The organism is Bifidobacterium sp. UTBIF-68 (assembly GCF_006408855.1).
Lineage (GTDB): Bacteria > Actinomycetota > Actinomycetes > Actinomycetales > Bifidobacteriaceae > Bifidobacterium > Bifidobacterium reuteri.
In genome coordinates this window covers 51,833-66,722 of sequence record NZ_JFAN01000028.1, presented here as the reverse complement: position 1 = coordinate 66,722, position 14,890 = coordinate 51,833, and the positions used below count along the sequence as shown (strand labels likewise).

Below are 14,890 nucleotides of genomic sequence, written 5' to 3'. Positions count from 1 at the left end.
CTGATTAAGGGCATGTCCGCCACAATCGACGTATATTCGCGTATCTGATTAACGGTCAATGGAGGTCAAGCTCATGGCCATCGCCGTGGACTCGTGACCGGGTTGACCAATCATGGGTTGATGATTACGAGCGGACCAACGGAGAGTACGGCTATCCGGCGTCCATGTCGGGCAAGATGATTCCCATTGAGGCCGATGAGTTCGATGTGCCGTTGGCCGTGGAGGAACTGCGGTTGATCAATGCGCGGGATCATTCATGGTATGAATACCGGAATTTCGGAGGCCCGGCCATTCCCTCCATCGGTTACGGTTTCGTTGCCGCAGCGTTGGCCGAGGAAACCAATGGCGTTTGGCTTCCACCGATGGGGCGTTCGGCAGCAGCGGGCATAACGGCGAGACAGCCTAGCGGTTTCTTGCATGGTGGGGAGACGAGCAGATGGCCTTCTACGGGAAGGAAGCCTTTCGATAACATCGATAACAGGATCCGGGCAAATCATCCGGATAAAAGAGAACCCCCAGTGCATCACGGCTCAGTCGAAGACCGTCCGGAGAGGCCCTTTGGGGGATTTCATGGAATATGATAACGGGTTATGAGCCGACAGTCAAACCCAGCAGCCGATTTCCTCTCACAGACTCCCCGGAAGGGCAGTCCACAGGAGAGGGCGTTACGCTCGTGCATCACCAACGAACGGCTCTCATCCTATGACTCCGAAGCACGGAGACGTTCATGCCCGGCTTTGCGACTGTACCTGTGGGATCATGACATGGCCAGCGCGTGCATGGGCGACATCGCCATCCTTGAAGTCGCCTTGCGCAACCGCATGGATCGGCAGCTGTCCCTCATCGCCTTGGAGCAGGCCGGCACCGAGGACTGGTACATGGCGGGGCTGCGTTTCGACGACCGTACTCAGCGTCAGATCCGTGAGGCATGGGGCCATCTCACCATCCAGCAGAAGAAATGGCACACGCATGGCCATCTCGTCGCGGCGTTGACGTTCGGGTTCTGGCGCAATCTGCTGGAGAACGGCGGCGCAATCCATGCTCGTTGGCCGGACGAGGGCAGCGCCGATTACGAGAACGACCTCTGGCGCAAAGGCATCGTCAAGTCCTTCCCTGGCGGCCGTCGGCACGCAGCGGACGCGAACGCCAAGTGGACAAGAAACTACGCGCTGAACATTGTCAAGACCGTGCATGCCCTGCGCAACCGGGTCGCCCACCACGAGCCGCTCGTCAACGGCGTCCCGCTGCCGGGCGAGAACCGGCGCATCACACTGGCGGACGCGGTGCGGGCCTGTTTCGATCTGGCGATGATTCTGGACCGGAACCTGTACTCGTGGCTGATGGACAACAGCAAGATGAAACTCGTGCTCGAACACGAGCCACGGTCTATCGAGTAGACGGCGGATATCACCAATCCCGCAAGCCAGGAGACGGAAGACAAAGGCCCAAGGATCATGAATGAGGTAGTGCACGGGGTTCGCCAGTAAGGCCGGATAGTGCGGCGATGCGGGAGATAAACGTGCGAATTGCCGGGGTGGCATCGAGCGGATAGAGCAGCCCGTAGTGCATGATGACCGGTTCGGGCCAGTCCACGGCTACGTTGACGAGCTGTGGGTGAATGCCGGCCCACATCGGTTTGGAGATGAGCAGGTCGCCGGATTCGGCGCAGTCGTTGAACGTGTCAAGGTAGTAGTGGTCGATGTCGATCAAATCGATGGAAGGGCATTGTTCCAACAAGTCCCGAGCCGTGTCGTTGGCGCCGCGATGGTGCTTGAGGATGCGGATGCGCGTGCCTTCGAGGTCTTTCAATGTGAGTCGTGCGCGTCTCGCCAGCGTGTGGTTGCGTGGCACGGCCACGCACAGTGGCTCGGAATCGAGGGCGACGGTGCTGCATATGTCGTTCCAATAGCCGGTGTCGAACGCCGTGGAGATCAGGTCGATGTTTTCGCCGAGATGGGTGATGATGTCGTTGATGGCTTCGGAGTCGTCGGGCATCGACACCAGTTCCAGGCGGATGTCGGCGTGCTTGCCGGCGTCGCGTTGCCATAGGTCGAGGATACGGCGGCCGGGGCGCAGGATGGAAACGCCAAGACGAACGGTGGCGATGCCGTCGGTGCCGCGTTGTTGCGCACGGCGCAGGATCTCCTCGCATTGGCGCACAATCATCCGCGCGTCCTCGACGAACTCTCGGCCGGCTTTGGTGAGTTGCACGCCGCTGCGCGATCGGTCGAACAGCGTCAGGCCGTACTCCCTTTCGAACGTATTGACCTGTTTGGCCACCGCCGGCGTGGAAATATGCAGGCGATGGCCGGTCTTGGCGAAGCTGCCGGTCTGCGCGGCGGCGATCACCGCGTCCAGTCTTCTGTCGTACATTGCGACCTCCATAAACTAAAGGTTTATAGGATGTAAACCACAAACATTTATAAACCGCTGTTTTACTGATGTCTTGAAGAATACCATAGCTACTGCAATAACCAAACGGAAACATGTAAACCAATGGGATATAGGTGAGTATGACATCAATCAACGAATCCGCAGCCCTCGGCCTCGTGCGCGAAGACGAAAGCCTCGAGCGTGAAACCCGTCGCGCATCGCGTCGCTCGGCCCGCTACAGCGCCGGGCTGACCACTTTCGCCACTTCGCTGGCGTTCTTCCTGACCGGTATGGACACCATGATTGTCAACGTGGCACTGCCGACCATCACCGCCGACCTTGGCGGCAATATGGCGTTGCAGCAGTGGATGATCGACGGGTACACGCTGCTGTTCGCCTCGCTGCTGCTGCTCGCCGGCAGTCTGTCTGACAAGTTCGGCGCCAAGCGCATGTTCTTCTTCGGCACGGCATTGTTCGGAGCGGCATCCCTGCTGAGCACCTTCGCGTGGACCATGCTGGTGCTCATCGTCGGCCGTTGCCTGATGGGCGTGGCCGCAGCCCTGATCCTGCCGGCGTCGATGGCCTTGATTAACGAGGCCAATCCTGATCCGCGCCGCCGTGTGTTCGCCCTCGGCCTGTGGGGCGCCGGCTCGGCTTCGGCATCCGCGTTCGGCCCACTGTTCGGCGGTTTGCTCACACCAATCCACTGGAGCCTGATTTTCGCGGTCAACGTGCCGTTCTGCCTGATTGTGCTCGCTCTTGCACCGAAGGTTGCGCCATCGCCCACCCGTGCCATCTCGTTCGACTGGCTCGGCCAGACGCTCGCGCTGATTGGTCTCACCTCGCTGGTGGCCGGCGTCATCGAAATCGGTTCCCTGGGCATCTCCTCGCCGGTGACGCTCGCGCTGCTGTCTGTCGGCGTCGCCGCACTCGTGCTGTTCGTGATCGCACAAGCCAAGGTCGGGCATCCGATGGTGCCGCTGAACCTGTTCCGCAACGACGGCATGCGCATCTCGCTGATCGTGGGCTTCATCATGATCTTCAACTGGTTCGGCATGGTCTTCATCTCCACTCTGTTCCTGCAAAGCGAGCAGGGCATGAGCCCGTTCGCCGCCGGGCTGGTGTTCATTCCCTCCGCGGTGGTCATGGTGGTCACCAACGTGTTCAGCGGACAGGTCATCAACTCGATGGGCACCCGGTTCACCGTGTCCATTGGACTGATTGCCATGGCCGTCGGGTTCCTTGCCGCGGTGCTGGTGCCGGCTCCAATGCCCGCATGGGTGATCGCCGTCGCCCTGAGCGTCGTCGGCCTTGGCGGCGCACTGGTCACGCCGGCACTGTCCGGACTGGTGCTGGTGAGCGTGGAGCAGAAGCAGGCGGGTATCGCCAGCGCGGTGTTCAACACGTTCCGTCAGGTCGGTGGCGCGATCGGCGTGGCCGTGTTCGGTGTGGTCGCCACCTTCACACCCTCGCTTGACGGCTCCCTGCGCGCCGTGTTCATCGCGGCCGCCCTGCTGCTCATCTGCGCATTCGCCTACGCTCGGCTGCGCTGGACTGAGCGCTGACTTCGGCTGTCCAGTTCATGGCGATATCCGCCACACTTGAACGACAGTCGTTGGAGACGGGTCGATTATTCCGCATTCAGCTCCAATTAGGGTGAATGGGGAGAGCGGGTCAAGTTCTCTTCAATCACCTGTTCGGAGAAGATCGTCATCATGAAGGGCAGTGATGCTAACAGCGCATCTGGAGCAGTGTTTCGACGCGCCGAGTGTTTAAGCTGTTTCGATGGTCTGGGACGCTAACATTTTGCTAACAATGACTGTCACGATTTACCAATCCGGGTGGTCTGAACAAAGAAATTCAAAACTCAAGAACGGCATAATTCCAACGGTTTCAAGGTGAGCCAAGACCGGCCCGAGCCAAGAACCCACAATCCGAACAGGATGTCGCAGGTTCAAATCCGGCTAGCCCGACCGAAAGCCCTACTCCCGCTTGGAAGCAGGGCTTTTTCATATTCCCTCGAACAGGTCGCCGACAACACGCCAATAACACACCCGGATAAGACCCACGTTTTTACCCTTAACCCCTGATAACACCGGGTACCAAGACCGCAGACCTCGCGCTTCATGGCGATTGGAAATCAAAGGAACCGCGAATACCGCTGCGGATATACGTTGACCCCGGAGTTTCATGATGTTTCGCATGAGTGACTTTCACGGGGCCTTGCACGGAATAGTATAGACACTATGACCGATAATATGCAAGTCACAGCCGTCGATCTATGTAGCTGGTTCCCCGCGGAGCGAATGCGCCGGTACGAGGAATCGGCGTTGGACCCGGTCGCGCTGTATATGTGGAATACACGCATGTCCAAAGCGTACCTTGAGGACATCGCGCATGTCGAGGTCATGCTGCGCAACTTCATTTCCACGCGACTCGCATCCGACTGCGGTCGGGAGGACTGGTTCGACCAAACCGATCATTTCGGTTTCGACTACGAGTTTTGCAAAGCCGTCGAACGCGTCAAACGACGTATCCGCTACGCTGGTCATAGCATCACCCCGGACCGCGTGATTGCGGGACTATCACTGGATTCATGGCGGTTCCTTCTGGTGCGCAAACTGGAGCCGACCGTATGGAAGGCACTGCGTGACCGCGCCAACGGCGGTATGCCATACTATAAATCGCGTCGACGCAAGGAATTCGAGACACACATCGTTCAACTACTGGATATGCGCAACCGATGCAGCCATCAGGAACCGCTTATTCGAACGGATGCTGACACTGAACGAGAGTATCTCGACTTCCAGTGGGAAAACCTGCTATGGGTCGCCCGCGTTATCGACCCGAAAGCAGCCGACTGGATTCGCAGCCAGTCCCGTGTGCCCACATTGCGTAAATTGCGCCCGGTCCATTCAGCATCGGACCTCGCGAACCTGCCAAAGGCCGAATTCATGATGCCCGGACCAGAACGCGACCGGCTGGTGGGACTCATTCTCGACGGCACGAAGATCGCCACTGCAGCACTGCTCCTCGACTATGTCGAATGCGCCGATCCACTGCCGAGAACCGGAAACCGGTCCGTACTGGTGAACTCTGACGACCATGGGGTGGCCGTGCTGGCCACCACCGATGTGGCCGTCATACGGCTGGCCGACGTCACTGACCAGCATGCGATTGACGAAGGCGAAGGCGATACGACCGCGGCAGAATGGCGGCGCACCCACGAGATGTTCTGGGACTCTGACGAATACCGTGCCGAGTTCAGAGACCCGAGTTTTCCTCTCGACGATGACACCCTTGTGGTGTTGGAACATTTCACGGTGACGCAGAGACTGTGAGATCAATGCCATGTTGGCATCTATCACATGACATTGCAGCATTTCGGTTACGACCATCATTGACGACGACCCGGTCATGAGTGTCATCATCGTTGCGCTAATCCTACGCCAGACCATTACACCGATGACCGTGTCCGACATCATCGTCGTTTCCCTCGCCGACGCTTTCCTCGTATAGACAGCTGTGTAGTTGGCGTGAGCAGGGGTGACGTTCCAGGGCATTCGCCATTAGTATAGCCATCATGAATCCTGGCTCTTGCATGTCAGAGCCGGTTCTGTCATAACAGTGACGCTTCGTCCCGCAAGGGCGAGGCTCCAAGTCGCCGGGGGGTATTCCCCAGCATCCCTTTATCCGCCGTCTTGCCAGGGGAATCGGTTAAGCGACTGAACACGCACCTCCTATTGTGTTACAATGTTCATACATTAGCATTTTGTGGTGAGGGGGTTGCGATGGCCGATACCGCGACGATCACTTTCCGCACGGACCCGCAAGTCAAGCAACAGGCGAAGGAACTGTACGAGTCGATGGGACTGGACCTGTCAACCGCATTGAACATGTTCCTGCGTCAATCGCTGACCGACAACGGCATGCCGTTCCGCGCCACGAGGGAGAACCCGCTGAACGTGGAGGCCCGCCGTCAGGCCGATGCCCGGGAGGGTGCCGCGTTTCCGTCTGTGGACAATCTGATGAAGGATTTGATGGATGCTTAAATCCGTCTTCCGCACCACGCAGTTCAAAAAGGACTTCAAAGGACTGCTCAAGAAGCACTACGACCCGGACAAGCTGCGACGCGCCGTAGAGGCACTGATGGCCGAAGATCACAATCTGCTGTCGACCAAATATCGCGATCACGCGCTGGTCAACAACTGGAAAGGATATCGGGAAATCCACATCGAGGGAGACTGGCTGCTCATCTACCGCATCGAACGCGACGAACTGCAACTTGTGCTGACCCGTACCGGATCGCACGACCAGCTGTACTGACATGCGACGCAGCGTCTCTGCCACATTCCGCAAATAGTGTGAGATGAAGTTGCCCCTTGCACTTTTCCTCTAACGGTATCCGAAATCCTTTGGCATGCTCGAAATCGGAACGCTCCGCAACGTCAGCGGCCATCTGCACGCGGTATCGCAGAAACCCACGGAAGGCAGGAATCATGGCATCAGACACTAACGGAATTCCCGAATCATCATACGACACCGATCATCAACCCGTCCGCAACAACGGAAACGACCGCAGTTTCTGGGGTAGATGGTCGTGGGTCCTCTTTTGCGGATTGTTCAGCATCGTTCCAGTGCTCCTGCTGATACCAAGCGTCGGAGCCTTGATTAGCGAAATAACCCTGCAAAGGGAATGCACAGAAATCATCGACGGCACTGTAACACAGCTGATCTTCAACGATGATGATTCCTCGGGAAGCTGGACGCCGGTGACCCGACGAAGAGCCCTCGTACGGGATGTAACCGAATACTGAGGCAATACGCAGTTACGCGCCGCAACCCGGAGGACGAATCACCGAGTGATGTCCATATCGCCCCTCAACATCGGCATCCGAAGAATCAGTCCTCTTCGGACTCGAACGGGCGCTTCGGCTTCTTGGCGCTCATGAGCATCATGAAGCTGCGCGCCTGGGCGGTGATCACGAAGCCAGCCTCGTAACTGAGCTCGGGGCCGTCCGGATTGTGCGTATCCACAATCAACTGCCACTTGCGGCCGTAACGCTCATCGGGCAGTGTGAACATAATCGGCTCGTAGTGGGCGTTGAAAATCAGAATGAAGTCGTTGTCGACCATCCGATTGCCGTACCAGTCCACTTCGGGGATATCCGCGCCGTTCAGGAAGATCATCATGGAGAAGGCGTGCGTGTTCTGCCAATCCTCCATATCCATGATTGATCCGGTGTGATCGAACCATTCGACCTGAGGAATCTTGTTCGAATCATCACCCGGCTCACGTCCGGTGAAGAAACGACGACGATGCAGCACCGGATGGTCAAGACGCAAGTGGACCAGCTTGGACACGAACCGGAGCATGTTCTTCTGGTCCGCATTGAGATCCCAGTTCTTCCACGAGATCTCGTTGTCCTGGCAGTACGCGTTGTTGTTGCCCTGCTGGGTGCGCTCCACCTCGTCGCCGCCACAGATCATGGGGATACCCTGACTGAGCAGCAGTGTCGAGAACATGTTGCGCATCTGGCGTTGGCGCAGGTCGTTGACGTCTGGGATGTTGGTAGGACCTTCCACGCCGCAGTTCCAGGAGCGGTTGTTGGACTCGCCATCCCGGTTGCCTTCGCCGTTGGCCGCATTGTGCTTCTCGTTGTAGCTCACCAGATCGTTCATGGTGAAGCCATCATGCGCGGTAATGAAGTTCACGGATGCCACCGGGCGGCGGCCGTTGACCTGATACAGGTCGGAGCTGCCCATGAGTCGTGACGCGAACTCAGGCAGTGTGGATGGCTGCGAGCGCCAGAAGTCACGAACGGTGTCGCGGAAGCGGCCATTCCATTCGGACCAGCTGGACGGGAAGCCGCCGACCTGATAGCCGCCGGAGCCCAGATCCCACGGCTCGGCAATGAGCTTCACGCGCGAGATGATCGGATCCTGCTCGACGATGTCGAAGAATGCGGACAGCTTGTCGACCTCTTGGAACTGACGTGCCAGGGTCGCGGCCAGATCGAATCGGAAGCCGTCCACGTGCATTTCCGTGACCCAGTAACGCAGCGAGTCGGTGATGAGCTGCAACGCGTGCGGCGAGCGCATGAGCAGCGAGTTGCCGGTACCGGTGGTGTCGAAGTAGTGCATCTGATCGCCATCCACCAGACGGTAATACGACTGGTTGTCTATGCCCTTGAAGCTCAGGGTCGGGCCCATGTGGTTGCCTTCGGCGGTGTGGTTGTACACCACATCGAGGATGACCTCCATGCCGGCGCGGTGGTAGGCCTTGACCATGGACTTGAATTCGTTGACCTGCTCGCCACGTTCACCGGAGGACGAGTAGGCGTTATGCGGCGCGAAGAAGCCGATGGTGTTGTAGCCCCAGTAGTTCGACAGGCCCTTCTCCTGAAGGAAGGAATCGTTGACGAACTGGTGGATCGGCATGAGCTCGATGGCGGTGACGCCAAGCTTCTTCAGGTATTCGATGACGGTCGGGTAGGCAAGACCCGCATACGTGCCGCGGATGTCCGGCGGCACTTCCTTGTTGAGGTTGGTCATGCCGCGCACATGCGCCTCGTAGATCACCGAATCGTGGTATGGAATGTACGGGTGCTGGTCGTTGCCCCAATCGAAATAGGGGTTGATGACGGCGGATTTCATGGTGTGCGCCGCCGAGTCCATGTCGTTCATCGCCGAGTTGTCGTCAGGACGGTTGAACCAGTAGGAGAACAGGCTTTCATCGCCATCGATGTTGCCTTCGATGGCCTTGGCGTACGGATCGAGCAGCAGTTTGTTCGGATTGCAACGCAGGCCATGCACCGGGTCGTACGGTCCATAGACACGATAGCCATAGCGCTGTCCGGGCTGCAATCCGGAAATGTAGTTATGCCATACGTAGGAATTCTGCTCGGTCATTTCGACGCGAGTCTCTTTGTCGTCGTCATCAAACAGGCACAGTTCCACTTTCTGTGCGACTTGCGAGAACAGCGCGAAATTCACCCCAGCGCCGTCGTAACTGGCCCCCAACGGGTACATTGATCCAGGTCTGATCTGCATAATTCAAGTATCCCACTTTTCTGTGATGGAAAATCGTTTGAAGTTGAACGTCAGGAGAACAAGGTGGGTTTATCCTTGTCCGAGTTTCTGGCGATGAGCCGTCGCAACGCCTCGTGCTGAATGGCGATCATCGAATTCGACGCCGTTATGCGTGTGGCGGCGAGGTCGCTCCAGGGGATCCACGCCGATTCCACATGCTCGTCCGGGTCGAAATGCCGCGCCTCACGCGTGAACGGACCAAGGTGCAGCACCATGATATGGGCCAGCTCGTCGGTCATGCCTTCGGAGGAATAGAAGTCGCCGACGTAGTCCACGCCCATGGTATGTCGATCCGGCACGACCCCGGTCTCTTCGGCGAGCTCCCTCAACGCGGCGTCGAGGATGTCCTCGCCTTCATCCATCAAACCGGCGGGAAGTCCATAGGCGAACATGTCCGAACCGGCCCGATATTCGCGTTCGACCAGATACCGGTCGGTGGACATGTCATGCACGAGCATGACCACGCATGGCGCATGCCTGAGGACCTGACGGCTGATCTCGTGCTTGCCGCCCTTCTTGTCGGTCAGGGCGATCGTCATATCGTCCACATGGAAGATGCGGCCTGTATAAACGGTGGTGCTGCTCACCACCTCGGCTGGGACATCCATGTCGATGCCGTCGGAGCTCTTGTCGAGACTGCGGTCAAGCCTGTGCCGCAGCTGCTCGTTCTTGTCATGGTTGAACATCATGTCTCCTTGCAACGGCCGGCTCATCGAAAGCAATCGCTCGGCCTACCCTACTCTAGTGGCTTATGCTCTCGGCGATGTTATGGACAGCGTCCATGGATCGGTGGTGTCATGAAGCCATTGAACGCCGACTTCCTCCCCGGTGGCCTGGGCTATGGCCTTCGGCACGTCCTCCATCGCATAGTTGAACCAGATGGATTCGATTGCGGCATGCGGCGTGTTGATGAGGTATGGCCTGACCTGGGCGTTCCCTTGTCCCAGTCCGATGCCGCGTGCGCGCATATCGGCTTCATAGCGCGCCTGTTCGATGGCGTCAGTGGTGGGATGATGCCGCAAGTCACTGGTCACGTAGACGTCAACGCCTGCCGCGCGCACCTCATCGAACAACGAATCACCTGATCCGGGGAGTACGGCGACCGTGTGCACCAGAGCATCCAAATCCCCGCACACCTGAACACCAAGGCGGGTTTTCATGCCATGCTCGGTCACCGCATCGAATACACGCTGGGCGAAATCACCCAACGGCAGCGGCTCCTGCAACGCGCCGATCCTACCCAATCCCACAGGATGGCAGGCAGAGGCATCCTCGATCGGCACCAGCGGGCGCTGATCGGTCAACCCCAGATAATCGGCCGCAGCATGGCCGACGCCGCGCCAAGCGGAATCCGCATTGGTATGTCCGACCCACAAGCCGCAGCCATGGGTATAGAGCTTGCGTACGATGTCTCCACGGAATCCGAGACCGCCTACCTCATGCACAGAGCGGAAGAACAACGGATGATGGGTGACCAGCAGGTCGGCACCGGCATCTATGGCCTTATCGACGATGGCTGATGTCGGGTCGGCGGCAAATACGATGCGCCGTACCTCGTGGGTCATGTCGCCGACGATGAGGCCGGGCTCATCCCATTGCTCGGCATATCGCAAAGGGTATAAGGTTTCCAGAACGTCGATGACCTGCTTGAGATTCGCCATACGCCTTATTGTACCGGCGTGCATAACGTATGTATGACGCACGCCGGTATGATCGTACGCGGTCCGGCTTTGCGGAGAACGAATCAGTGCGCGGCAAGCTGCCAATCGGAGCCCATGCCGCACGACACATCCAATGGCACGGCGAGATCGACCGCGTGCTGCATGGCATCCTTCACCAGTTCGGTGACCTGCTCCCCTTCACCCGGCGCGATCTCCACTACAAGTTCGTCATGGATCTGCAGGATGATACGGCTTTTGACATTCGCCTCACGCAGCGCCTGATCGGCACGCACCATGGCAATCTTCATGATATCCGCGGCGGAACCTTGGATGGGCGCGTTCAACGCGGCACGTTCGGCTGCGTCTCGCGCCACCCTGTTGGTCGAACGCAATGCCGGGAAGTAGCGTCTGCGTCCGAACAGCGTTTCCGTGTAGCCTTTCTCGCGTGCCGAGGAGACCAGGGATTCCAGATAGTCGTGCACTTTGCCGAACGTATCGAAATACAGGCTCTTCAACGCTTCCGCCTCGCGTGGGGCTATTTTGAGCTGCTGGGCCAAGCCATACGTGCTCAGACCGTACGCCAGCCCATAGCTCATGGCCTTCACATGGGATCGCTGATCGCCGGTGATCTGGTCGACCGGCAGTTTGTACACCATCGAGGCCACATACTTATGGAAATCAGCGCCGGAACGGAATGCCTCGATCAGCGCCTCGTCTCCTGAAAGGTCGGCCATGACGCGCAACTCAACCTGCGAATAATCGCAGCTCATCAACGCTTCGTATCCTTCGCCCGGCACGAATACGCTGCGAATCTCACGTCCTTCGGCATTCCGGTTCGGGATGTTCTGCAGGTTCGGATCCACGGAGCTCAGACGACCGGTCGCGGTGACGGTCTGTTCGAATGTGGTATGGATGCGCTCGTCATCCCTGTTCACCGCATCGAACAGTGTCTGTACGATCTGCTTGAGCTTGTTGGTCTCCCGGTGACGCAGCAACGCCCTGAGGAACCCATTCGCCCGCTCGTTGTCCACGGATTTGACGTACAGGTCCTGCAATGCCGACGCGTTGGTCGTGTATGAGCCTGATTTCGTACGTTTTGTGGGCTTCAGCCCCATGTCCTCGAACAGTACCTTCTGCAGCTGTTTCGGACTTTGCAGATTGATCTCGGCACCGGCATGGTTCCATGCCTCCTCCTGAGCGAACCGTGCATCCGCCGCGAATTGGTCGCGCATCGAGACCAGACGCATGACGTCGACCTTCGCCCCTGTGGACTCCATGCCGTGCAGCACACGGGAAACCGGAAGTTCGATGGCACGCAACAGCCAGCATTGCTCCCGTTCGTCAAGCATCGGACCGAATGCCGAGGCAAGGTCACGAATGATGGCAAGGTCCCGAAGCCGCTGTTCTTCGGCATTCGGCACATCCTGGTCCTCATCGAAGTCCAATGTACCTTGCGCAGGCTGATCGGCCTGGCTGTAGCTGACATCGAGGAAGTGCTCGGCTTCCTGGTGCAGATCATCGGCGTGGAAATCCGGCTGGATAAGGTATCCGGCGAGTTTGGTGTCCATCATGGGCAGGGGCATGTCCAATCCTGCCGAGCCCAGCATATGCAGCAGCTCCTTATAGCCGTGCACGACGATCCTGCCATGCGAAGAGGTAAGGAACTCCTGCAGCGCCTCTCGAAGATCATCGCGTATGGGTGTGGCTACCATCGCCGCGGAATGAGCCGTCGCTATGGACAAGGCCTGCAGTTTCGCCCGTCCAGGGCGTGCGTCGCCCCAAGCATGCACGGTCCACGCATGATTGGCGCATCATCATATGTAATGTGCCTGGCTTCAGGGTCGCAATCGACTTCAGGGATGAAGGATGCTACGGAATCCGGCACGGCGATAAGCTTCTGCTGCTGGCCCGCCCAGTCACGGAACTGGTCGGCCGAGCCGATGGCGACAGGCTCCGGAATGGCCGGCATGCCGGAACCTGCGGCTTTGTCGTCCTTGTCATCCTTGCCGTTCGATTGGGAGGCTGAGTCCGATGAACGAAGCGAAGAAGGAAGCCGGGTCGTGGAGGACTTGGCGTTGAAGGTTTTCAACACCCGGTTTTTGGTGCGTACACCGAACTCGAGCTCCTTGAACAATACATCGAGCTGTGCAGTGTCCACTTCGCCGAAGCGCAGGTCGTCAAGTCCCACATCGAGTTCCACGTCCCTGACCAGCGCATTGACCTTGCGGTTGAGCATGACCTGATCAATGCTGGAGCGAAGTGCCTCGCCTTTCTTACCGCCTATCTCCTCGGCATGCTCGCAGATGCCATCCAATGAGCCATACTGGTTGATCCACTTGGCGGCAAAACCATCGCCTACGCCAGGCACGCCGGGGATGTTGTCAGCCGTTTCGCCGCGTAAAGCCGCCAGATCAGGGTATTGTGCGGGCGTCACCTTGTACTTGTCCACAATGGCCTGAGGCGTCATGTGCTTGAGCTCTTTGAAATGATGCCCGGGATAGAGGACGGTGACATTGTCGTCGATAAGCTGGAAAGCGTCACGGTCTCCGGACAGCACCAGCGTATGGAAGCCTGCCTTGTCCCCCATGGTGGCGAGAGTGGCGATGATGTCATCCCCCTCGAACCCTGGTTTCTCGATATACGTGACGCCCAGGGCCTTCAGCATCCGTTGAATCAGCGGAAGCTGAGTGAGCAGCTCCTCCGGTGCGGCTTCACGCGTGCCTTTGTATTGGGGCAACATCTCATTGCGGAATGTACCGCCTTTGACATCGAAGGCGACACCGAGACGATCCGGCTTTTCCGCATCGATGACCTGAGCCAGCATGGACGCGAATCCCCAGACGGCATTGGTGGCCTGACCTTCCGAGGTGCTGAAATTATCTACCGGAAGCGCAAAAAAAGCGCGGAACGCCAACGAATGACCGTCTACGACAAGTAGTGTATCGTTGGTCGCCGCGCTTGCAGTCGTCTGCAAATCAGCGTTCATCCGTGCTCGCTGGCTTCGGATCGCCGTACTTGGCGATGATGGCCATGGCAAGACGCTTCTTCGGAATGCGCTGATCCATGGAGGTCTTCTGAATCCAGCGGAATGCACCCTGCTCGGAGAAGTCCGCCTTATCCATCAGCAGACCCTTGGCGCGGTCGACGAGCTTGCGCTCCTCCAAGGAGTCCTCGGCCTTCTTCAGCTTCTCCTCGGCCTCTTTGAGCTGGTCAGTGGTTTCGCGCAGTTTCTGCTCACTACGCTCGACATTGTCCAGAAGGTCGTTGATCTCAGCGAAACGACCCATCGCCACTTCCAAGGTAGGCAGCAGCTTGGATTCCTCATACGGCTTGGTGACATATGCCATGGCACCGGCGCCGGTGGCCTTCTTCACCAGATCGGTCTGGGAGAAGGCAGTGAGCATGACCACGGGGGCGATGTTCTCGTCGCAGATGATGCCGGCTGCGGCGATGCCGTCCATGCGAGGCATCTTGACATCCATGCACACCACATCCGGGCGATACTTGCGGGTCAGTTCCACAGCCTCTTCACCGTTGGCGGCCTGTCCGACGACTTCATAACCGTTGTCTTCCAGCATGGCGACCAAGTCCATGCGGTTGACGGCCTCGTCCTCGGCCACGACCACGGTACGCGGGGCATCCGCCGGCTTTTCCTTACGTCCTGCAGGAGCTTCTTCAGAAGCGGCGGCCCTCAGCTCTTCATCGGTGAGCACCTCGTCAACGTTGATGCTCGGCTCTTCAGACCTCATCCTTGCAGCCATGCC

At 58.4% G+C, this 14,890-nt stretch carries 11 protein-coding genes and 2 pseudogenes; 6 read left to right on the top strand and 7 right to left on the bottom strand.

The genetic code is table 11. From position 1 onward, the window contains the following. Positions 1 to 764: 764 nt before the first annotated feature. Positions 765 to 1,397 (top strand): DNA-binding protein, encoded by a 633-nt coding sequence (locus BW14_RS08650; protein ID WP_238567029.1) that lies wholly within the window; start codon positions 765 to 767, stop codon positions 1,395 to 1,397. A gap of 55 nt (positions 1,398 to 1,452) precedes the next feature. On the opposite strand, the gene BW14_RS08645 is transcribed toward BW14_RS08650, so the two are convergent. After that, positions 1,453 to 2,373 carry a LysR family transcriptional regulator gene (locus BW14_RS08645; protein WP_044088512.1) on the bottom strand — a complete coding sequence of 307 codons (921 nt, stop codon included), beginning with the start codon at positions 2,371 to 2,373 and terminating at the stop codon, positions 1,453 to 1,455. Between the two features lie 140 nt (positions 2,374 to 2,513). Between BW14_RS08645 and BW14_RS08640 the strand changes: the two genes are divergently transcribed. The 5 genes from BW14_RS08640 to BW14_RS08620 all read left to right on the top strand — a co-directional run bounded on the left by BW14_RS08640 (position 2,514) and on the right by BW14_RS08620 (position 7,190). Beyond that, positions 2,514 to 3,938 carry an MFS transporter gene (locus BW14_RS08640; protein ID WP_140490269.1) on the top strand — a complete coding sequence of 475 codons (1,425 nt, stop codon included), beginning with the start codon at positions 2,514 to 2,516 and terminating at the stop codon, positions 3,936 to 3,938. Positions 3,939 to 4,739: 801 nt separating this feature from the next. Beyond that, the gene (locus BW14_RS12335) at positions 4,740 to 5,714 is read left to right on the top strand and encodes an ASCH domain-containing protein (protein WP_258186101.1); all 975 of its coding nucleotides are present in this window, start codon (positions 4,740 to 4,742) and stop codon (positions 5,712 to 5,714) included. 450 nt (positions 5,715 to 6,164) lie between these two features. Further along, complete coding sequence (locus BW14_RS08630; RefSeq protein WP_044088513.1) at positions 6,165 to 6,425, top strand: type II toxin-antitoxin system RelB/DinJ family antitoxin; 261 nt, start codon at positions 6,165 to 6,167, stop codon at positions 6,423 to 6,425. Beyond that, positions 6,418 to 6,699 (top strand): type II toxin-antitoxin system YafQ family toxin, encoded by a 282-nt coding sequence (locus tag BW14_RS08625; protein WP_044088514.1) that lies wholly within the window; start codon positions 6,418 to 6,420, stop codon positions 6,697 to 6,699. The genes BW14_RS08630 and BW14_RS08625 overlap by 8 nt, the downstream gene beginning before the upstream one ends. Before the next feature lie 173 nt (positions 6,700 to 6,872). Continuing rightward, positions 6,873 to 7,190, top strand: a complete 318-nt coding sequence (locus BW14_RS08620; RefSeq protein ID WP_140462464.1) for a hypothetical protein — start codon at positions 6,873 to 6,875, stop codon at positions 7,188 to 7,190. Between the two features lie 85 nt (positions 7,191 to 7,275). Here BW14_RS08620 and glgX read toward each other — a convergent pair whose 3' ends face one another. From glgX to BW14_RS08595, 6 genes and pseudogenes are all read right to left on the bottom strand, one after another. After that, on the bottom strand, positions 7,276 to 9,405 hold the full coding sequence (glgX, locus tag BW14_RS08615; protein WP_181162357.1) for a glycogen debranching protein GlgX: 2,130 nt from the start codon (positions 9,403 to 9,405) through the stop codon (positions 7,276 to 7,278). Positions 9,406 to 9,476: 71 nt separating this feature from the next. After that, positions 9,477 to 10,151, bottom strand: a complete 675-nt coding sequence (locus tag BW14_RS08610; RefSeq protein ID WP_044088517.1) for an NUDIX hydrolase — start codon at positions 10,149 to 10,151, stop codon at positions 9,477 to 9,479. Positions 10,152 to 10,214: 63 nt separating this feature from the next. Next, positions 10,215 to 11,126 (bottom strand): Nif3-like dinuclear metal center hexameric protein, encoded by a 912-nt coding sequence (locus tag BW14_RS08605; RefSeq protein ID WP_044088518.1) that lies wholly within the window; start codon positions 11,124 to 11,126, stop codon positions 10,215 to 10,217. Between the two features lie 83 nt (positions 11,127 to 11,209). Then, positions 11,210 to 12,939 (bottom strand): annotated as a pseudogene (locus tag BW14_RS12575) (DNA polymerase); the annotation flags it as partial. Positions 12,940 to 13,193: 254 nt separating this feature from the next. Further along, positions 13,194 to 14,112: pseudogene (locus BW14_RS12570) on the bottom strand (5'-3' exonuclease H3TH domain-containing protein); the annotation flags it as partial. After that, positions 14,102 to 14,887, bottom strand: coding sequence for an ANTAR domain-containing response regulator (locus BW14_RS08595; protein ID WP_140462467.1), 786 nt, complete (start codon positions 14,885 to 14,887; stop codon positions 14,102 to 14,104). The pseudogene BW14_RS12570 and the gene BW14_RS08595, both read right to left, overlap by 11 nt. Positions 14,888 to 14,890: the final 3 nt, after the last annotated feature.